This is a genomic window from Francisella sp. AG1 (genome assembly GCF_057683165.1).
The window spans coordinates 108,941-129,691 of the sequence record NZ_CM173135.1 but is presented as its reverse complement, the minus strand read 5'-3'; the positions used below and the strand labels follow the sequence as shown (position 1 = coordinate 129,691).

Here is a 20,751-nt window from a genome sequence, read left to right as displayed (position 1 = left end):
CATTATCATTTACTGATATTATCTAGGAACTTATCTAAATAGCCATTTTAAAACTAAATGACATCTATATCTAACACAACCATTATCAGCATATTGATAATATTAATATTACCATTTCTAGGAGTATCGCAGCAGCTAACTCAACTAGATAAAACTCAACTTCAGTCAACAAGCCAAGAACAAGATATCCTAGCACTAGAACAACAAATAAAAAAAATTAAAACTGAAATTCATAAATTAAATCAAAGCAGTCAACAGCAAGACTCCTCAGAACAATTTAAAACATATCAATCTGAAATCAATAATATTGATATTATGACAAACGTTGATTCAGACAATTCAATTATAAATTTAAAAAATAAGTCACTTGGCGGCATCTTTAATCAAAAGGGTGAAATCGATGTTGGTAACGCACCTGCAATCACAACTATGGGTGAGGTGACATATTTAGGATCTTATTCAGGTAATAATAGTATTCCAATAGGAATGATATCAGGTAGTTTATTTGCTTCTACACTACTTGGTCAGAGAAATAAATTTGATGATTATTCTATATTTTTTGGAGGTAAAATTGAAGCTGATGCTCAAGCATGGGCAGGTAGTAGCAATATTTCTAATGCTACTACTAAACTATCCAATACTGGTCAAAATATATATCTTACTGCAGCAACCTTATATTTTGCCGCTAATTTAGGCCACTATGTCACCGCACAATTTGATTTTAATACAACTGAATTAAATAGCTTCTCTCTAGGAAATGCTTTTGTAATATTTGGGAGTTTAGATACATCACCTTTTTTCCTAACAGCAGGAAGAAATAGTCTCTCTGTAGGAGCTTTTGGAGGTGGTGGTACTTGGACAGGAGGTACAACAAAGTTTCTAGCTCCAGGAAGGGTGACCAATATCTCCCTTAATTACAAAAATGACATTTTGAATGCTAATATTGCTGTTTTTGGCACTAAAAATAATCAAATAAATTTTTCTACTGGATTATTTTACGCGCAACAATGGAATGAAAATCTAGCCGTAGGTTTTAATACTGGTTATGTATATAATCTAGCTGGTGCTGATAATTCTTCTCTAAGTCAGTTTTTAAAAAACCATTCTAAACCTAGTGATACTATAGGTAGTTTAGATATAAATGGTAACTTTACATATTCTATAGCAGGAGGTTTTTTAAATATTGGTACTGGTTGGGCAACCACAACTAATAAAAATAAATTTAATAATACTAGTAATGATGTTTTAGCGGGTGGCTGGTATACTGCAGCAAACTACTCTCTTGTTCTTAAAGGAAGAAAAACTAACTTTGGTACCTCTTATGGACAATCATATAATGCTGCAAACATCCCTATGGCACTATCAGCTTCTGCGCTTTCTTTTGGACGAGCTTCAACCGGTATAAAACAACAGTTTATAGTTTCATCACAACGTGCCTACTTCGATAATAATATTCTTATTGGACCAGAATACGTATATCAAAAACTTTATAACAACAAACACATGAATACAGTTACTTTAGATATGTCTGTATATATCTAATTTATTATGACAAAACGAATATAATCTGTTATATTTACAACTTAATATATTTAATTAAAATTAAGGAGATATTTTGAAAAGATTTATTTTGTTGTTGTTATGTATTTTTATAATATTTAGCGAATTTTGCTACGGAGATGCTAGATCAGAAATTATATTAGAAAATAATTGTTCTTCACCTGTATATTTTAATGTAGAACCTGGCAATAGTACGGGTAAAAATATAATTAACCAAAGCTTAAATCCTAACCAATATATTAATATTGGCGAGTATACAAATGACAAGGTTATTGATTATAGCTCTTTGATCAACATTAACTATCATTCTCAAAACTTACAAGACCAAGGTTCTATACAATATAGCTTAAACAATGATTGGACATCAAATAATGCATATTTTAAAAACTTAAATGGAAATATCACTATAGAACATCAAAATAGTGATTTCTCATATAGTTGGCATAGCTATACAACTACTCTAAAATACCAAATACCAATATTTACAATTTCCGCATGTCAAAAATATGCAGATATCCAAGATAGTAAATTAAATAATGTTGAGAGAATTCTTATTTTTGGTGACAGTCTAAGTGATAGTGGTAATTTGTATGGATATACTAATGGACTTATTCCTAAATCCTCACCTTATTATAGAGGAATTTTCTCAAATGGTTCTAACTGGGCAATGCTTTTAGATGAACTATTAAAAGATAAAATAGCAATGAGTAACTATTCTGTTGGTGGTGCTACAGTTGTTTTTGAACCTTCATGGACTGACCTTGGTCTACCATACACTCTAAATACAGAGCTAGCAGCATATTCAGTTGACAGCGGCGCTCACGATACCAATAACACTTTAGCTATTTTTTTTATTGGTGCAAATGACTATTTAACGATATCTCCTAACCAAGATCCTAACTCCCTAAATGATATAGCAACTGAAGTAACCGATGCGATTATTTCTGCTGTCAAAACAGTACATGCTCAGAAAACACTAATTATTGGACTACCTAATTTAGCCCTAACACCAGAATCAAAAGAGTTGGGTAACCAGAACTTAGTTAAACAAGTTTCTTACTTACATAATAATATATTAAAAAATTTTGCAGCAACTCAAAATGAAGTTGAATTCATTCCTATCGACCCTGTATTTGACTCTTTAGTCAATGACACACAAGAGTTTAACAAAAAATACCATACTAATATTGATCCTAATAAAACTACTCAAAGTTGCTGGCAAGGTGGATATTTTTCTTATGGTCTTAATAATCTTTCAGTTGATTATTACAAAGAGTTACTAACATCGAATGCTGATCCAGAGTTATTACAAAATTCTGCAAATACTACTGAAATAGATATGAGCAAAATACCTTTAACTCCAGATGTCACTAGTGCAATTCTAGCTGCTGAAACTGGAACTTTATGTGCAGAACCACAAGAGTATATTTTTTGGGATATGGTACACCCAACAACTCAAGTACATAAGGCTCTTTTTACATACATTGCCAATGAATATCTTGGATTAGCAATACAAACCGAAGAATAAGATATATATTAATTCCAATAACCATTAACTTCAAAACGATCAACAAAATGCGGACTGAAATGCAACTTATTCAACCTTATATTTGCTAATAATTTTTTATACTGCCCAGATTTAAAGATATAATCTAAAACATAGAAAACACTACCTTTACCAATAGTTTTTTCAACTTTTTTTTCAAAATCACTAAAATCTGACTTCTCATCAACATAATCATCTAATATAGAACATAGCTTATCTATACTTTTTTCATCAGCTCTATCAAAATATTTAGCTACCTCATAATGAAATTCATACTTACTATCATGAAAAAAAGGATAAACATTACCCTCCCATGCAGCCTTATACGCATCATCAACATAACTGCTACTAAGGACATTTAGCTTCATCAAATCATAATAAAATTTATTTGAATTCATATATTCTCCTACTTATTTAATTCTTCTATTACTATTTGATTTACTTGTTTTGGATTAGCTTTACCCTTACTTGCTTTCATAGTTTGTCCAACAAAAAAGCCCATAAGTTTAGTTTTACCAGCTCTAAAATCTGTCGCTTGCTGTGGGTTTGCTTTAATTATACTCTGTACTAGCTCACGAATCGCACCTTCATCAGAAACCTGTTTCAAGCCAAATTTTTCAATAATAGTCTCAACAGAATCTGGAGAATCTATATATTGTGCAATTACCTTTTTTCCATTTGCTTGTGAAATTATATCTTTTTGTACCTTTTCAATAATCTCTAATAAAATTGAAACTGGTACTATATCTTGAGAAAACTCTTTTTCTGCTCTATTTAGCGAAGAGATAAGATCAATCGTAACCCAGTTATAAGCAGACTTATAACCAACAACTACTGCAGCTTGGTCATAATAATCAGCAATCTCAAGGTTCGATAATAAAAAATCTACCTCTTGATCTATCAAATTCTCACGATAAGCAGCCTCTCGTTCTTCTGGTTTAAGTGGCATCTGTTGCTTAATTTCTTCAATATACTCATCCGTAATTATCAATGGTAGCAAATCAGGGTCAGGAAAATAACGATAATCAAAAGCATCTTCTTTTGCACGCATTGAGCGAGTTTCATTTTCATCAGCATCATATAAACGCGTCTCTTGTAAGACCTCTCCACCATTTTCTAATACTGAAATCTGACGGTTATATTCATAATCAATCGCTTTATCTATAAATTTAAATGAATTAATATTCTTTAACTCTGCTCGTGTACCAAACTTTTCTTGACCATAAGGCTTAATAGATAAATTAACATCACACCTAAATGAGCCTTCTTGCATATTACCATCACAAATGCCAAGGTGCTTGACTAATTTATGAAGTTTTTTAAGGTAAACTACAACCTCTTCTGATGATCTAAAATCAGGATGTGTTACAATTTCCAAAAGAGGTGTACCTGCACGATTATAGTCAAGCCCAGTTTGCCCAGCTATATAACCATGAACTGATTTACCAGCATCTTCTTCAAGGTGGGCTCTCTCTATACGGATAGATTTTTGACCATTTGTAGTTTTTATATCCAAGACACCATCTTGTACAATTGGATTATATGATTGACTGATTTGGTAACCTTTTGGCAAATCAGGGTAAAAATAATTTTTACGTGCAAAAAAGCTATCTTTTGAAATTTTAGCATCTACTGCTAACCCAAATACAACTGCTTTACGAATGGCTTCTTTATTAACAATAGGTAACGTACCCGGCAGACCTAAATCTAAAAATGCTGCTTGCGTATTTTGATGTTGGCCATACTTAGTTGCAGAAGTCGAAAATAACTTAGATTGTGTATTTAATTGGATGTGGACTTCTAGCCCTATCACCATTTCCCAACTCATAATTAAATCCTCGCTTGCTCTAATATAAATTCTTCAACACCATACTCTCTTTGGTACTGTACTACCAATTGAGTTAAAACATTATCATTAAAAGCTCTACCAATAAACTGTCCACCTATAGGCATACTATTTACAAAACCTATTGGAAACGAAATAGCTGGCAAACCAGAAATATTAGCTGGAATAGTATACAAATCTGATAAATATGCGGATACAGGGTCCAATTTTTCTCCTTTTTTGAAGGCTTCGCTAGGAGATGTTGGCATAAATATTGCATCAACTTCTTCAAAAATTTCATTCACTTGATTTGTCATAACTCTGCGTAATTGCTGAGCTTTATTATAATAAGAATCATATTGACTAGATGCTAATACATAATTGCCTATCATAATTCTACGCTTAACCTCTTCACCAAAGCCATCAGTACGTGAAAATCTATATAATTCATTTAAATCTTGAGCTTTATCATTACGATAACCATAGCGAATACCATCATAGCGCGCCAGGTTTGCCGCTGCTTCAGCAGGAGTAATAATATAATAAGTTGAAAGAGCCTCTTTTAAGTCTGGAATTTTTACAGACTTTATTTCTGCTCCCATTTGTTTAAGTTTCTCAAGAGTTATTTGAATAGCTTGACTCATTTCCTGAGGCAAATCTTTTATCAAGGTTTCATCAAAACCGATAACTTTACCTTTAATATTTTTATCTACATCTTTCGTAAAAAGGTTTTTTTCAGCGCCAACACACGTTGAATCAAAGTCACACTTACCTGAAACTGTATCCAACATGATGGCAACATCTTCTGCATAATGTCCAAATATACCAGCTTGATCGAATGAAGATGAAAATGCTACCATACCAAACCTTGAAGTAGTTCCATAAGTTGGTTTCATAGCTGTTAGACCACAAAAACTAGCGGGCTGCCTAACTGATCCTCCGGTATCTGAACCAGTACTTATAGGTGAAAATCCTGCAGCAACAGCTGCTGCTGAACCACCTGAAGATCCTCCAGGCACTCTATTTAAATCCCACGGATTGCTCACAGCACCATAATAGCTATATTCATTTGTAGATCCCATCGCAAACTCATCCATATTAAGTTTACCTAATGTAACCATACCTTGTTCTTTACAATTTTTTGTAACTGTCGAATCATAAGGAGCTATAAAATTAGCTAACATTTTTGAGCCTGCGGTAGTTTTAATATCCTCGGTACAAAAAATATCTTTATGTAAAATAGGAATACCAGTTAGTAGGCTCTGATTGCCCTCAGCTATAATATCATCTGCGTTTTGAGCTTCTTTTATTGCTTTAACCTCACATAAAGTTATAACAGAATTTATATCTTTATCTTGCTTTTTTATCTTCGATAAATATTGTTTAGTTAGCTCAACAGCAGTTATCTCACCACTATCTAACCTAGCTCTCAATTTTTTAATATATGACATTTGTATACCTTATTTAACAACTTGTGGCACCATAAAATAATCATCCTCAATCTCGCAAGCAAATTTTTCAAAACTTGCCCTATTATCCTGATTTTGAGGTATATCTTCACGAAACTTAAACTTTGTCACAATAGGTGAAACCATAGGCTCTACACCTTGCGCATCAAAATTTTTAACTGTATCTAAGATCTTACAAATATTTGTAAGATCTTGAGTATATTTCTCAAGCTGTTGATCAGTTAAATCAAAACTTGATAGCTTAGCAATATGCTTAACTAATTTCTTATCCATAAAACACCTAAATAAATTAATATTAGAATAAATACATAGAAATTATAAAGCACTAACTAAAATAAGAAAAGCCATATAAAAGTCTATTTTATATTTGATGGTTGATTTTTTACTCGCTCTTTCGTTGTAATAGGCTTTATAACAGGCATATTTTTATCAATTCTCACAGATAGCTGGGTACTATTTAGATTTATTGGAAAACCATTATATCTACGCCATATCTCATACCCTAGACTGACATTTTTTAACAATACCCAACCATGTACTTTTGTTCCCATACGCAAAACATCTGGTGATGGCCAATTTCTTCGCCCACTTTGTTTAACAAAAATCTTAAACCGGCCTTGAGCATTATTTTGAGGAGAAATAAATATAATTTCCCCCTCAAAAGTGCCAATAGCAACCTGAGGCCAGCCACTAAATTGTATAGCAGGCCAGCCTTCAAACTGTAACATTACCTTATCACCAATCTTTACAAGTGGCACATCCATACTATTTATCCACAATTCTACTATTCGTGATGCACTTTCTGGTATAATCGTTGCTAAAGCATCAGTATCTTTAACAATAACTCCTCCCACACCATGAATCCTATCAACTATAATCCCATTAGTTGGGGCTTTAACTAGTCGACTCTGCTGACGAGCAATTTGAACCTTCACCTTAGCAAGATCTACATTTGCTTTTGCTAAGTCTTTAGTATAATTGACCATTTCCATCTGAGCTTGTTCATAGACTCTTTGTGTACTAGCTCCTTTATCAACCAAATATTTATGTCTTTCAACATTATTTTTGGTATTTTTGATAGCCAATTTGACAGAATTTATACCCAGTTCAATTGCAGCTTTTTCTTCCTCCAGCCTAGATACAACTTCTGGATCTAGATCTAAAACCTCAACTATAGGATCATCTTTTTTAACATTATCACCTTCAAACACATACCACTTACCTAGCCTACCACCTATAGGTGCTGATATATCTTGTTGCCGATCGGAAGGTGATAAAGTTGTCACATCACCATAACCATCTACTGTTTGCTGCCACGGTATCAAAGCCAACACAAAGGCTATTATAAAAATACAAAACAATACAAGAAAAATTATCTTTCTAAAACTAGGATCTTCCTTTAGCTTTTCAAAGGATTTTAACTGCATCATAGCCTCCGAATAGATATAATTAACGTTGAAATTTCAAGCTTCTCTAAAGTCTGTGTTATCTCCTTATGTGTATTCATATTTTTAAATTCATATGTATCAACAAGAATTAGTAGCTTTGGTTTTTTTAAAATAGCTCTTATTAAATTCATTTTAAACACAACAATAGTATCAAATTCTAAGTTATATTTTATATTTTCTGAATCAACTTTCTTTTCAAAATATTGCTCAAGAAAACTAATATCAAATAATTTTAAAAGCTCACTCAAACATTTTAATTTATCTTGAGAATAATTACCTTCATATAGATTATCCATTACTGTACCAGCAACCACATCTAACCCATTAACTATATATAAATTTTCTCTGATACTTTTCTTACTATAGCCTTTTAAACAAATATCATTTATTTTAACAACTCCTTCGGACGTATCATTTAAAAAAGCATTTAACAAATTTTGAGCATCTTTCACACTTAAGTAGATTTTATTAAAATTTTGTTGTGTATAGTCAAACACTTGCATCTGTGTACCTGAAAGAGATATTTCCAATAGCTCAACCTTTCCTCTAAATTCTACCGTATTATGAGCTAATAAGGTTTGGCCTTGACCTTCTTTGGATACTTCAAGTAAATCTAAAATCTTACGTATTGCTACTAAAAATCCATAGCAATCATATAAATATTGGCTGAATTTTAATAACCCAAGCAAGACTATATTTACTAGCAGCTCTGCTGCAATAAGCTGACCAATAGAAAGCTGGCCATTTATAATTAGATAACTACCTATTCCCAAAAGCAATATATTAATAAATATATAAGTTAAACCTATATAAATATGCTGCTTAAGTACTACGCTAAAAAAATCTGTTCGCGCATCAAGATAATCACAAAGTTTAGCATCTACCTTTTCTATTGATACATGTTCTGAACGTTGTTTAAATGATAAAAACTCAGCAGTTTTCTCCTCAAACCAATAAACTATATCATATGTAGAGTTTGACTCTTTTAGGCCAGCTTTATATCCTGCCTTTAACGGCACAAATATAGCTAGTATAATGGATATGATAAGTAGAATATCAAATACCAAAAACAATGGATGATAAAATGCCAAAATTATCACGCAAAATAAAGTTTGTAAGAATATGTCGAGTAAAATTATAAAAATAACTGAGACAGATTTCTGTAAAAACTTTAGCTCGAAAGCTCTATTAATTTTTTCTCTAACATTAATTTTTGCTAAATCATTAAAATCAACTCTATAAATTGCTGTAACAATTCTTAAAACAGTTTCTACAAATACTTTTCTTTGAATATCTTCAACAAGCTTTAATTGAAAAATTCTCACAAAAAATGCTGCCGTAAGTAATATGAAAAGTATAGTTATTAGTGATATGACGGGTCTAAGTGATAAACTCACCCCTACAAGATTTACAAGAGTTTGCACCGATACTGGAATAGTTAATGATAAGAATCCTAACAAGAGACTATATACAATAAGAGTATAAACAGTATGTCTGGGTATTTTTAATACTTCTTTAATTTGTCCATATAACATATAAAGCTAAAATCTCCAAAATATACTTTTAGTATAGTCTATAGATTCTCTCAATGTCTACTTTATAAAATTAAGTTTTATAAAAAACAATACCTAATTATAGGCTAATGCTTATTCAATACAATAAAATTCTTTGTTATCATAAATATGTAGGTAATGAAAAAAAGGTGTCCATTATGTCAGAAAAAATGCAAAAAACTAAAGTTTCTACTTCAGAAACTATGGATAATAAATACGGCAATGAAAAGCATAAACACAACAAAGATCATTTAGACCATAGAGATCATGAAAAATCTCACCCTCATACTCAACATGGCGGTGACCCAAGTCATAACAAACACTCTGTTCAGACTCATAGTGATCTGTCAAGCCATAAACATCATAAAACTAAGCAACATAATCACAAAGAACATTCTAGAGAGCATCATAAAAAACCATCAAAATAATTCTTTTATTTTTATCTTAGAAAATAAGCCATGCTAGCCTAGTGATATATTTTTTCTGACAATTTTTATTAAAAATAATTTAGAATAAAATATGAATTACTTACCTCATACTACGAGAAAAAACATTATCTATTTCTTTCAAATAAGTTTTCTTTATCCCTTCAAAGTCCATTTCTGGTACATTTAAAGATATATTATGCTCATCTTGCATAACTTTTTTTAATTTCTGTGAGAACGACTCTCTAGGTTTAAGGTCAAAAGCAACTTGCTGTACAATCTTATAACATTCTTCTCGCATATATTCAGTATTGGCCACCAAAAAGTGAAGGTAGAAGCTTGATAAGTAAGTACTTGTACTTCTCACCCTATCTTCAATAACTTCTTTTTGAACTACAAGGTTATCAATAGTATTTTTCATTCTACGTAAAGCATAAACCATGATTCCAAAATTATCTGGTAAATAAAAACGTTCTGCTGAAGAATGAGAAATATCTCTTTCATGCCACAAAACACTATTTTCTAATGCTACAGACACGTGTGATCTAAGCATTCTAGCCATACCTGTTAAATTCTCAGTGGAAATTGGGTTTTTCTTATGTGGCATAGTTGAAGAACCTTTTTGCCCCTTAGAAAAACCTTCATATACTTCAAAAACATCACTCCTATGTAAGTGTCTGATTTCGACAGCTAATCTTTCTATAGCCGAAGCTATAAGTCCATGAATTGAAATAAGCTTAGCTATTCTATCTCTTGGAATAACTTGTGTAGAGACTTCTTCAACAGGTAGGCCCAGTATATCAGCAGCTTTCTGTTCATCTTCTGTAGTTAAAATACAATAGTTACCAACAGCTCCTGAAAATTGCACTGTGAGACCATCTTTTTGGAAATCTTGGAGATCTTTTAGTCGACGTTTAAATTCAACATATGCACCTAAAAATTTTTGACCAAAACTCATAGGTTCAGCAAACATTCCATGGCTTCTACCCATAGTAATAATTTCTTTTGTTTGTTGAGCTTTCGTAAGCAAAGATTCGCAAAGATCCTCTAAATCTTTTACCACAAAATCCATCGACTCACGAATCTGTAAGCTAAGAGCTGAATCAATAATATCTGATGATGTTACTCCAAAATGAAAGAACTTGCCCGTTTCAGCTGTGAATTGCTCCGCGATAGATGTACAAAAAGCAATAATATCATGCTTTGTAACCTTCTCAATCTCATCCACTCTCTCTGGACGTATTTCTGCTTTTGAGCGAATCTCTTGAGCAGTACCTTTTGGTACCATCTTATTTTCTAGAGCTTCTAAAATAGCCAATTCAACCTCAAGCATTTTTGCATATTTATTTTCATCAGCCCAAATTTTTGAAATCTCTGCTACATCATATCTCTTTATCATACTACTATTCCTAATTAATAATACACTCGTATACACACATACCAAAAAATCAGCATGTGATAAAAACTAATGAATTATACGACTAAATGTTAAATACAGTTTAATTTTCTCAAATAGAGTCATATTGTCAATATATTTATCAAATATATCTTTACGCCCAACTCCTACTTATCATATAAAAATAAACTAATAAATTTCTAAAACTAAAAATACATATTTATTCCTGCATATGGTAAAGTCACATTAAGTAATTAAAAAAGGAAATAATATGAAAAAACTCGCTTTAACTTCTTTAGCCTCTTGTATGTTTATACTTATAGGATATAGTTCTAATCTTAAAGGTAGTGATTATATATCAACGAATGTAGGAACCACATATAACTATAACTATCAAGGCTCTAGCCCTGACGAAAACCTCATAATCGAAACTACTGTAAAAAGTTGTAACAAAGAAAAAAATTCCTGTACATATACTAGCCAAATGAAAGAATCTAATGACAAAGAAGTTTCTGGGTCAAAATATCAATATAAATATAATATAGAAAATAACGCTGTTTATACTATATATCCAGGATCGAACCAAAAAGAATTATTATTCCCAGCTAAAATCGAATTTAATAAAATAAGAAAGGATAATGGATCAAGCGCTAATGGTAGCTATACAAATGCATATGAATTTACTAAACAAATTCCTGAGCTTAATATAAATGGTAAAAATTACAAAAATTGTATTGAATTAGAAGCTGATTCAGATATGCAAATCAAAAAGCATAATATTAAAACAAAAAGCCTTGAAACATATTGCAAAGGGATCGGCTTAGTTAAAGAGAATTTAAAAACTATTCATAACTCTGATAAGCCTATAATTTATAAAAACGTTCTTGCTTCTATAACAGATTAAACTCTAGCTTTAAAAATTTTAAACCGTTTCTTTTTAAGATAACCATACATGCTCCACAAACTAATCATAATCCAAGCTGTCTCAATAATAAATGCTGGTAAATTCCAATGATATATTAGTGAAAATAGAACACCCAATGAACCTACGATATTCAATAGCAAGTAACTAAAATCACCTGACTTTAATCTTCTTGTCTGTAAAAGGAAAAATGCTATTATTACAAATATATCTCCTATAATTCCTATAATATCGCCTAGCATAATCACCTTTCTTTAATTTTAATTATTAACCTATTTTACTAAAAAACTCATATTTAATAGCCGAACTCAATCGTATATCTTCGACTCAATTGCTTTTGTGGCTGTATCTCTACGTTACCATCTCGCTTATTTATATCACCATCAAATCCAAGTATATCACTTTTACCACACCAAGGCTCTATACAAACATAAGCAGCTTTGGGTTTAGACCATAGACCAAGATATTCAAAACCATCAAAAATTATTTCTATAAATCTGCTAGACTTTTTCTCCTTTAGTCTTACTTTTTTAACTAAAAAACCACTATAGACTAAAGCATCATTATCAAAAGTATGGTTATCTAAATTAATTCTTGAAACTCTTTGGTGCTGTATCTCACCTGTGTAAAATGCCTCTGGAGTAATAGGGTGAAATTTTAAATTCTTTTCATTTATAAACACTATTTCATAATCAGTATAACTATGGTTTTCATCAAAAGGGCAAGCAAAAGCAGGGTGTGCGCCAAAACCACAGTATGCAACGACTTCACCAAGGTTTACAAGTTTGTAGGTAGTTACAATTTTTTTTGAATCCAAACGATAGTTAACATTAAATTGCAATCTAAAAGGATAATTCTCAAAAGTAGTCACAATAGACAAAGATACACTATCTTCATTTTTTTCTAAAACATCAAATACAGAGTATCTAGCAAACCCATGATTGCCCATTAGATAGTTTTTATCATTATATTTGATTTGATTATTGCTAGATTTACCAACAGTTGGAAAAAGCACTGGTGAGACCCCGGCCCATACAGAACTATCACCAGACCACATGTATTCATGATTATTAGCAATATTTTTAACGCTACGAATTTCTGCACCCAAAGGATTAATTTGAACCTGAAGATGATTATTTTTTATTTGAATCATAGAAGTTTCTTCTAGCCATATAACAAACTAGTGTTAATTAAAAAAGTAAATTTTACAACGCTCTTCTCTAGAAGCCATATGTAAGCATTTATAATCACCTAACTAGCCAACCCATTTTCTTGCATTTCTAAACATTCTCATCCAAACACTATACTCATCATATTCTGCTGGAATCCAAGTATTTGTAATAGCCCTATAAACTCGTTCAGGATGAGGCATCATCGCAAGAACTCGACCATTTAGAGCTGTTACAGCTGTTAAACCTGCTACTGCACCATTAGGATTATGTGGATAAGTCTCAGTGATATCACCATTGTTATCCACAAACTTAAGTGCTACTTGATTGCTTAAAAGCATTTCTTGCTGATGATTTGTGTTCTCAAATAATGCTCGTCCTTCACCGTGAGCTACAGCAATAGGAGCTCGCGTACCAGTCATACCCTCAAACCATATAGAATCTGACTCTTGTATTTCGACCATCGATGCTCTTGCCTCAAATTGCTCAGATTTATTTTTAATAAATATTGGCCAATTTTCAGCTCCAGCTATTAATGATTTCAATTGCGCAAGCATTTGACAGCCATTACACACACCTAATGTCAGCGTATCTTCACGGCCAAAAAACCTACTAAACTCAGCTTTTAATTTCTCACTAAATAGAATGTTTTTTGCCCAGCCGCCACCAGCGCCTAAAACATCCCCATAAGAAAAACCACCACAAGCTACAAGTACTTTAAAGTCATCAAGGCTAACTCGTCCTGCATGAAGGTCTGACATATGCACATCGTAAGCTTCAAAGCCTGCGGTTGTAAATGCTGCTGCCATTTCTACATGTCCATTTACGCCTTGCTCTCTTAGGATGGCTGCTTTGGGTTTTTGTGTATTTACAAATGTAGCTGTTATATCTTCTTCAATATCAAATGTAGCATGCAAATGCAGACCTTTATCATCAATATTTAAAAGACTATCAAACTCCTGTTGCGCACACTCACTATTATCACGAATAGATTGAATCCTATATGAAGTTTCAGCCCACCATCTTTGTAGCTGTATAAGCGTATTTGAATAAATATTTTCACCATTTTGAATGATATTAATACTACAACTAGAGTTTAACTTAGCAATTGCACACAGATCAATTTCAGTATTTTTAAACATCTCTTCAACCAATACAACATCACTAGCTTTAATTTGTATTACTACCCCTACTTCTTCAGCAAAAAGTTTAGTAATTACAGCCTCAGTTTTAAGGTTTATATCTAAACCACACCTACTTGCAAAAACCATCTCAACTAAAGTAGTAAATACACCACCATCAGATATGTCATGGTATGCTAATATTTTATTTTGAGCTTTTAACTTAGTAATATTCTCAAATAAAATTTTTAATCTATTAGCCTCTACATCAGGAGATATATCACCAACCTGATTATATGCTTGAGCTAAAGATGAACCCCCAAGTCTACCAGCACCATTTGAAAGATCTAGCTGTAAAAGTATAGTATCATCAGTATCACGCACAAGCACTGGTGTAAGAGTCTTACGGGCATTGGTAACTGGTGAAAAACCTGAGATAACTATTGACATAGGTGAAGTTACAGATTTGTTTTCACCACTATCTGACCATTTAGTTTTCATTGACATTGAGTCTTTGCCAACAGGTATTGCAATACCTAATTTAGGACAAAATTCCATACCAATTGCTTTTACAGTCTCATATAATTTTTGATTTTCATCACCTTGATTTGCAGCCACCATCCAGTTCGCAGATAAACGAATATCACCTAGCTTTTGAATATCAGCAGCAAGTAAATTTGTGACAGTTTCAGCTACAGCTAATCTACCAGAAGCAGCTGCATTTATAACAGCTACAAGAGTTCGCTCTCCCATTGCCATAGCCTCACCAGTTTGACTATCTACAGTAGCTGTAGTCACCGCACAATCAGCCACAGGAACTTGCCAAGGTCCAACCATCTGATCACGAGCTACCATAGCAGTTATACTTCTATCGCCAATTGTAATAAGAAAAGACTTAGATGCCACAGCAGGAACTTTTAATACCCTCTCTATTGCATCAGCTAACTTTATAGCACCTATATCAAAAGAGCTTTGCTGGATTTTTACAGTATTTATATCAATGTGCATTTGTGGTGTATTACCAAATAAAAGTTCCATTGGTAAATCAACTGGCTTATTATTAAAATGCTCATCATTTAGCGTGATATGTTTTTCTGAAATAGCTTCTCCAACTACTGAAAATGGACACCTTTCTCGTTTACATAATGATTCAAAAAACTCTAATGATTGAGGGTTTATAGATAAAACATATCTTTCTTGAGACTCATTTGACCATATTTCTAACGGTGAAAGCCCTTCCTCACCAACGATAACTTTTCTAAGCTCAAAGTGACCACCGACATTACCATCTTTTACTAATTCCGGAAATGCATTTGAAATCCCCCCCGCACCAACATCATGGATAAATGTAATTGGATTTTTTTCACCCAACTGCCAACACTTATCTATAACTTCTTGACAACGACGTTCCATCTCAGCATTATCACGTTGAACAGAAGCAAAATCAAACTCTGAATTTGCACTAGAAGATACTACCGAAGAAGCTGCCCCTCCACCAAGACCAATTCTCATTGCAGGGCCGCCGATACAGATAAGTTTAGCACCCACCTTTATATCGCCTTTCTCAACATGCATACGCTTTATATTACCCATACCACCAGCAATCATTATTGGCTTATGATAACCAAATACCTCCTCACCAACTGAAGATTTAGCTTTTTGCTCAAAAGTACGAAAATAACCATTAATATTTGGGCGGCCAAACTCATTTGAGTAATTTGCAGCACCAATGGGAGCTTCCAGCATAATATGCAAAGGTGTAACTATATGATTAGGCTTGCCATATTTATAAGATTCCCAAGGCTGTTCAAAATTAGGAATGTTTAAATTTGAAACTGTAAACCCTGCTAAACCAGCCTTTGGTTTAGAACCAAGACCTGTAGCCCCTTCATCACGAATTTCTCCTCCAATCCCAGTAGCTGCTCCACTATATGGCGCAATAGCTGTAGGATGATTATGAGTTTCAACTTTCATCAAAATATCTACTTCTTCTTGATGAAAATTATAAACACCTGTTTCAGGGTTACTATAAAATCTCCGAGCTGTTGTACCCTCTATTACAGAAGCATTATCTTTATATGCTGAGAGTACACCATCAGGTGAACAATTGGTCGTATTACGAATCATCTTAAAAAGAGAGTTTTTCTGCTCCTTGCCATCAATAGTCCATTTTGCATTAAATATCTTGTGCCGACAGTGCTCTGAGTTCGCTTGAGCAAACATATAAAGCTCGGTATCAGTTGGGTTTCTACCAATTTTTATATATTCCTCAGCCAAATAAATTATCTCTTGATTACTCAATGCTAATCCTAGCTTAATATCTGCATCTTTAATAGCTTGGACACCATTACTTAACACATCCACAGATTCTAATTCTTTTGGAACTGCCACATTAAATAAACGCTCTAAATCAATTATATCCACAAATATTTCTTCTATCATACGATCATGTACTAGAGCTTGTATCATTTTAAGCTCATTGGTGGATACCTTTCCTTCAATGTTAAAAAGCACCACTCTTTCGACCCTAATTACTTCCTTAATACCGGCATTAAGAATTATTTCAGTAGCTTTGGATGACCAAGGTGAAATAGTTCCTACTCTTGGGGTTGTTATAAAGCTTTCCCCGTTCAATTCAAGTGCTTGACCATATTCCTTATTATAATTAAGTAAAGATTCTATGATTTGCTCTTGCTTAGCAGTTAACTTACTATCAAGCTTTACTACATGTATATATTTGGCAGATATTGAAATTAAGTTGCTAGATATTTTTTTGGCATCAGCTATAATTTTTTCTCTTTTAAATGGTGACAAGGCACTTAAGCCTTCAAAGATCTTAATCATCAGTTGTCAAATCCTTTGAGTTTTTTCTCTAATTCTTTAAGTTTTTTTCTTTGAGCTTCTAGTTGATCAAGATAGGCTTCATCAACATCACCAGTAATATAATTTCCGGAGAAGACACTATCCTCAAACTCTGTAATATTTGGATTTTGTATTTGTACTACTTTCTTTAAATCACAAAGAGGTAGATATATCAGTCCATCAACCCCAATCCATTGCCGAACTTCTTCGACTGATTTACCATGAGCAATAAGATCTGACTTAACTGGCATATCTATGCCATATACGTTAGGATAGCACACTGCTGGTGATACCGATGCCAAATATACTGACTTAGCTCCAAAATCTCTCACCATTTCTATAATGCTTTGAGATGTTGTACCACGGACGATAGAATCATCAACTAACAAAACGTTTTTATCTTTGAACTCTGCAGGAATAGGATTTAGTTTACGGCGAACATAATTCTTACGATCAACTGACTCTGGCATAATAAAAGTACGCCCAATATATCTATTTTTAACAAAGCCTTCTCTATATTCTACTCCTAAAGCCGTTGCTATTTCTTGAGCAGAAGCTCTACCTGTTTCAGGCACTGGAATTACGATATCTATTTGATTTTTTTTCCATACATCTTTAATACGTTTACTCAATAATTTACCAGCATCAACTCTTGCCTGATAAACACTTACTCCATTCATTATACTGTCTGGACGAGCAAAGTACACATACTCAAAGAGACAAGGTGTTAAAACTGGTTTTTTTGCACATATTTTAGAATAAATTTTACGATCCTCTGTAATCACAATAACTTCACCAGGCTCAACATCACGTAAAACTGTAAAACCTGAAATATCTAATGATACACTTTCACTAGCAACCATATAAGATTTTTCACCATTTTTCTCCTCTCTCACACCAAGAACAAGTGGACGTATACCATGAGGATCTCTAAATGCAATTAAACCAAGATTTGCAATCATTGCCGTACAAGCATATCCTCCATGAGCGTGTTTAAATACAAACTCACAAGCTTTATAAACCGCTTGAGTTGTCGGGGCCCCTCTAGATTTATTCATCCCACAAGCAAAGAAATTTAACAAAAGCTCAGAATCTGAAGAAGTATTTAAATGCCTTCTCTCTATATCGTGAAGCATTTGTGCTAATTCTGAAACATTTGTAAGATTACCATTGTGAGCAAAAACTATACCATGAGGATTATTCACATAAAAAGGCTGACTATCTGCAGCTCCTAAGCTACCAGCAGTAGGATAACGAACATGGCCTATACCCATATTACCAAGTGACTTAGCAAGCTTATCATCCGTAAAAACTTCATTTACTAGACCTGTATTCTTGCGAGTGAAAAAATGCCCATTGTGCATAGTAGTTATACCAGCAGCATCTTGACCTCGATGCTGCAATAAACTTAAACCATCAAACAATGCATAACTGACCTGACCAGGCCCTGCGACTCCGATTACTCCACACATAATGTTGTCTTTTCTCGAAAAGGATTATTAACCCAACTATTATATCAAGATTTAAACTAATAAATAATCAAAAATATCACTTGTTTTCAAATGGCTTATCTCACCCCAAATTCTAATATAATTTTTTTGCAAGAAAACAGATAGACTAGATTAAAGCTTGTTTATCTAAAACAAATCCAAAATATATTTTATCGAAAATAAAATTATATATAAAAGCATAGATAAGATAGAAAACAACAAATCCCATATCAACAAATAAGGCTGTCAGTAAACTCATATTCAGCCAATATGCCACAAGAGGTAAAGTAACCACTAACAGACCTAATTCAAAAAGTAATGCATGTATTATACGAATGATTAGTTTTCTTTTAGACCTATGGTGCCCAACAAAATTTTCTATTAAATCGAAGATATAATTATATATAAGATTCCACAACATCGCTATTAATGAAATAACTATAGCTATAACCCCTATATTGAATACACTTTCATTTAATACATAAACTGCAAAAGGAGTAAAAATAATAATTCCAAAAAACTCAAACCCAACAGTATGTAATATTCTAGCATTAAAGCTCATATTCTTATTATTCAATTAGCAACTCCTTTTCTTTATATACTCATCAAATCTAATGTGAAAAACCTTCTTTATTAATTTTACTTTGATCGCTCTCTAAAGATTCAATCACCGACACTAAGTCCCTAAGCATAAGTTGAGCCAAATCAAAAGTAAATCCTTTCCTCACTAAGATCCTCATCACGACTAAATCTTCCCTACCTTTAGGCATAGAATAAGCTGCTATCTGCCATCCTTTAGACCTTATTTTTTCAGATATATCAAATAAGCTATAATTCTTACCTGATTTAAGTGACCAGCTTATTGCTGGAATACCATTTTCACCATCATGAATAATATCAAAGATCCCCATACTATCAAGCTTCTGAGCAAGATATTTAGTTATATCGTAGCTTAAACGATGAATCTTTTTATACCCATCAGAGCCCAGTCTAACGAAGTTATAGTATTGTGCAACTATCTGGCCACCAGGTCTTGAAAAGTTTAAGGCAAACGTTGGCATATTACCACCAAGATAGTTTACATTAAAAACCAAATCTTCTGGTAGACTTCGCTTATCTCTCCATAAAATCCAACCAACACCTAAAGGTGATAGTCCAAATTTATGACCAGAGGCATTTATTGATTTAACTCTTGGGAGCCTAAAATCCCATTTAAGCTCTGGATTTATAAATGGAGCTAAAAAACCACCTGAAGCTGCATCGACATGTACGGGTATATCTATACCAGTCTCTCTCTCAAACTTATCAAGAGCTTCACAAACATCTTCCACTGGCTCGTATTGCCCAGTAAAAGTTACACCAAGAGTTGGAACTACTCCTATTGTATTTTCATCACATCTTTCAATAGCAGCCTCTGGAGTCATTATTAAACTATCTTTCGACATTGGTATTTCTCTTAGCTCAATATCCCAGTACTTAGCAAACTTATGCCAACAAACTTGAACAGGCCCTGTTACAAGATTCGGCTTAGAATAATCTTTTCCCTTTGCCTTCATTTTATCACGCCAATGCCATTTCATAGCTATACCACCAAGCATCGCTGCCTCAGATGACCCTGTCGTTGAGCAACCAACAGAATTTTCCTCTGATGAATTCCACAAATTGGACAAGATATTAACACACCTTGCTTCGATCTCTGCTGTCTGAGGATATTCATCTTTATCAACCATGTTTTTATCAACACAATCATTCATCAGTTTGTGAATAAAATCATCAACTTCAGTTTGGCAAAATGTTGCTAAATTCTGCTTAGAGTTGCCATCTAACATAAGCTCATCTTTGATTTCACGATATACTAACTGTGGATCTTGAGAATTAATAGGTATCTTAGATTTAGGCAAAGATTCTTCGAAGAAATCAAAGCTACTTGGTATAGAATTTTTATGTAAAGGCATAACAACTCTC

General features: G+C 33.0%; 17 protein-coding genes. 4 read left to right on the top strand and 13 right to left on the bottom strand.

Annotation, left to right across the window (positions count from 1 at the left end; genetic code table 11):
- The first annotated feature begins 57 nt into the window (after nt 1–57).
- Nucleotides 58–1,542 (top strand): rhizoferrin import outer membrane protein FslE, encoded by a 1,485-nt coding sequence (gene fslE, locus ACR0PV_RS00595; RefSeq protein ID WP_488173127.1) that lies wholly within the window; start codon nt 58–60, stop codon nt 1,540–1,542.
- 73 nt (nt 1,543–1,615) lie between these two features.
- Nucleotides 1,616–3,088, top strand: a complete 1,473-nt coding sequence (locus tag ACR0PV_RS00590) for an SGNH/GDSL hydrolase family protein (protein WP_488173126.1) — start codon at nt 1,616–1,618, stop codon at nt 3,086–3,088.
- An 8-nt stretch (nt 3,089–3,096) separates the two neighbouring features.
- Here the strand turns inward: ACR0PV_RS00590 and ACR0PV_RS00585 are convergent, their stop codons facing one another.
- From ACR0PV_RS00585 to ACR0PV_RS00560, 6 genes are all read right to left on the bottom strand, one after another.
- On the bottom strand, nt 3,097–3,504 hold the full coding sequence (locus ACR0PV_RS00585) for a hypothetical protein (RefSeq protein ID WP_488173125.1): 408 nt from the start codon (nt 3,502–3,504) through the stop codon (nt 3,097–3,099).
- An 8-nt stretch (nt 3,505–3,512) separates the two neighbouring features.
- Nucleotides 3,513–4,934: an Asp-tRNA(Asn)/Glu-tRNA(Gln) amidotransferase subunit GatB gene (gene gatB, locus ACR0PV_RS00580; protein ID WP_488173124.1), complete on the bottom strand. Its 1,422-nt coding sequence runs from the start codon at nt 4,932–4,934 to the stop codon at nt 3,513–3,515.
- Nucleotides 4,935–4,936: 2 nt separating this feature from the next.
- A complete protein-coding gene (gatA, locus tag ACR0PV_RS00575) occupies nt 4,937–6,382 on the bottom strand; it encodes an Asp-tRNA(Asn)/Glu-tRNA(Gln) amidotransferase subunit GatA (RefSeq protein ID WP_488173123.1) in 1,446 nt (481 codons plus the stop codon).
- Nucleotides 6,383–6,391: 9 nt separating this feature from the next.
- Nucleotides 6,392–6,673, bottom strand: a complete 282-nt coding sequence (gene gatC / locus ACR0PV_RS00570) for an Asp-tRNA(Asn)/Glu-tRNA(Gln) amidotransferase subunit GatC (protein ID WP_488173122.1) — start codon at nt 6,671–6,673, stop codon at nt 6,392–6,394.
- 83 nt (nt 6,674–6,756) lie between these two features.
- Nucleotides 6,757–7,827 (bottom strand): HlyD family secretion protein, encoded by a 1,071-nt coding sequence (locus ACR0PV_RS00565; protein WP_488173924.1) that lies wholly within the window; start codon nt 7,825–7,827, stop codon nt 6,757–6,759.
- Nucleotides 7,827–9,383, bottom strand: a complete 1,557-nt coding sequence (locus tag ACR0PV_RS00560; RefSeq protein ID WP_488173121.1) for an ATP-binding cassette domain-containing protein — start codon at nt 9,381–9,383, stop codon at nt 7,827–7,829. The genes ACR0PV_RS00565 and ACR0PV_RS00560 overlap by 1 nt, the downstream gene beginning before the upstream one ends.
- 176 nt (nt 9,384–9,559) lie before the next feature.
- Here ACR0PV_RS00560 and ACR0PV_RS00555 point away from each other — a divergent pair, with 176 nt between their 5' ends.
- Nucleotides 9,560–9,829 (top strand): hypothetical protein, encoded by a 270-nt coding sequence (locus ACR0PV_RS00555; RefSeq protein WP_488173120.1) that lies wholly within the window; start codon nt 9,560–9,562, stop codon nt 9,827–9,829.
- A 100-nt stretch (nt 9,830–9,929) separates the two neighbouring features.
- Here the strand turns inward: ACR0PV_RS00555 and purB are convergent, their stop codons facing one another.
- Entirely contained in the window at nt 9,930–11,225 is a 1,296-nt protein-coding gene (gene purB, locus ACR0PV_RS00550) for an adenylosuccinate lyase (RefSeq protein ID WP_488173119.1), read from the bottom strand.
- 268 nt (nt 11,226–11,493) lie between these two features.
- On the opposite strand from purB, the gene ACR0PV_RS00545 reads away from it, so the two are divergent.
- The gene (locus ACR0PV_RS00545; RefSeq protein ID WP_488173118.1) at nt 11,494–12,126 is read left to right on the top strand and encodes a hypothetical protein; all 633 of its coding nucleotides are present in this window, start codon (nt 11,494–11,496) and stop codon (nt 12,124–12,126) included.
- On the opposite strand, the gene ACR0PV_RS00540 is transcribed toward ACR0PV_RS00545, so the two are convergent.
- From ACR0PV_RS00540 to gad, 6 genes are all read right to left on the bottom strand, one after another.
- A complete protein-coding gene (locus ACR0PV_RS00540) occupies nt 12,123–12,386 on the bottom strand; it encodes a CBU_0592 family membrane protein (RefSeq protein ID WP_488173117.1) in 264 nt (87 codons plus the stop codon). The two genes, ACR0PV_RS00545 and ACR0PV_RS00540, sit on opposite strands and share 4 nt — an antisense overlap.
- Before the next feature lie 53 nt (nt 12,387–12,439).
- Entirely contained in the window at nt 12,440–13,297 is an 858-nt protein-coding gene (locus ACR0PV_RS00535) for an aldose 1-epimerase family protein (protein WP_488173116.1), read from the bottom strand.
- Nucleotides 13,298–13,399: 102 nt separating this feature from the next.
- Nucleotides 13,400–17,278, bottom strand: a complete 3,879-nt coding sequence (gene purL, locus ACR0PV_RS00530) for a phosphoribosylformylglycinamidine synthase (protein WP_488173115.1) — start codon at nt 17,276–17,278, stop codon at nt 13,400–13,402.
- Nucleotides 17,278–18,768, bottom strand: coding sequence for an amidophosphoribosyltransferase (gene purF, locus ACR0PV_RS00525; protein WP_488173114.1), 1,491 nt, complete (start codon nt 18,766–18,768; stop codon nt 17,278–17,280). The genes purL and purF overlap by 1 nt, the downstream gene beginning before the upstream one ends.
- A gap of 145 nt (nt 18,769–18,913) precedes the next feature.
- Nucleotides 18,914–19,363 carry a PACE efflux transporter gene (locus ACR0PV_RS00520; protein ID WP_488173113.1) on the bottom strand — a complete coding sequence of 150 codons (450 nt, stop codon included), beginning with the start codon at nt 19,361–19,363 and terminating at the stop codon, nt 18,914–18,916.
- A gap of 34 nt (nt 19,364–19,397) precedes the next feature.
- The gene (gene gad / locus ACR0PV_RS00515) at nt 19,398–20,741 is read right to left on the bottom strand and encodes a glutamate decarboxylase (RefSeq protein ID WP_488173112.1); all 1,344 of its coding nucleotides are present in this window, start codon (nt 20,739–20,741) and stop codon (nt 19,398–19,400) included.
- Nucleotides 20,742–20,751: the final 10 nt, after the last annotated feature.

What these genes read in the sequence shown, in the direction of transcription:
- fslE (WP_488173127.1), top strand. Translation starts at nt 58, where the DNA reads ATGACATCTATATCTAACACAACCATTATCAGCATATTGATAATATTA.
- ACR0PV_RS00585 (WP_488173125.1), bottom strand. Translation starts at nt 3,504, where the DNA reads ATGAATTCAAATAAATTTTATTATGATTTGATGAAGCTAAATGTCCTT.
- gatB (WP_488173124.1), bottom strand. Translation starts at nt 4,934, where the DNA reads ATGAGTTGGGAAATGGTGATAGGGCTAGAAGTCCACATCCAATTAAAT.
- gatA (WP_488173123.1), bottom strand. Translation starts at nt 6,382, where the DNA reads ATGTCATATATTAAAAAATTGAGAGCTAGGTTAGATAGTGGTGAGATA.
- gatC (WP_488173122.1), bottom strand. Translation starts at nt 6,673, where the DNA reads ATGGATAAGAAATTAGTTAAGCATATTGCTAAGCTATCAAGTTTTGAT.
- ACR0PV_RS00565 (WP_488173924.1), bottom strand. Translation starts at nt 7,827, where the DNA reads ATGCAGTTAAAATCCTTTGAAAAGCTAAAGGAAGATCCTAGTTTTAGA.
- ACR0PV_RS00560 (WP_488173121.1), bottom strand. Translation starts at nt 9,383, where the DNA reads ATGTTATATGGACAAATTAAAGAAGTATTAAAAATACCCAGACATACT.
- ACR0PV_RS00555 (WP_488173120.1), top strand. Translation starts at nt 9,560, where the DNA reads ATGTCAGAAAAAATGCAAAAAACTAAAGTTTCTACTTCAGAAACTATG.
- purB (WP_488173119.1), bottom strand. Translation starts at nt 11,225, where the DNA reads ATGATAAAGAGATATGATGTAGCAGAGATTTCAAAAATTTGGGCTGAT.
- ACR0PV_RS00545 (WP_488173118.1), top strand. Translation starts at nt 11,494, where the DNA reads ATGAAAAAACTCGCTTTAACTTCTTTAGCCTCTTGTATGTTTATACTT.
- ACR0PV_RS00540 (WP_488173117.1), bottom strand. Translation starts at nt 12,386, where the DNA reads ATGCTAGGCGATATTATAGGAATTATAGGAGATATATTTGTAATAATA.
- ACR0PV_RS00535 (WP_488173116.1), bottom strand. Translation starts at nt 13,297, where the DNA reads ATGATTCAAATAAAAAATAATCATCTTCAGGTTCAAATTAATCCTTTG.
- purL (WP_488173115.1), bottom strand. Translation starts at nt 17,278, where the DNA reads ATGATTAAGATCTTTGAAGGCTTAAGTGCCTTGTCACCATTTAAAAGA.
- purF (WP_488173114.1), bottom strand. Translation starts at nt 18,768, where the DNA reads ATGTGTGGAGTAATCGGAGTCGCAGGGCCTGGTCAGGTCAGTTATGCA.
- gad (WP_488173112.1), bottom strand. Translation starts at nt 20,741, where the DNA reads ATGCCTTTACATAAAAATTCTATACCAAGTAGCTTTGATTTCTTCGAA.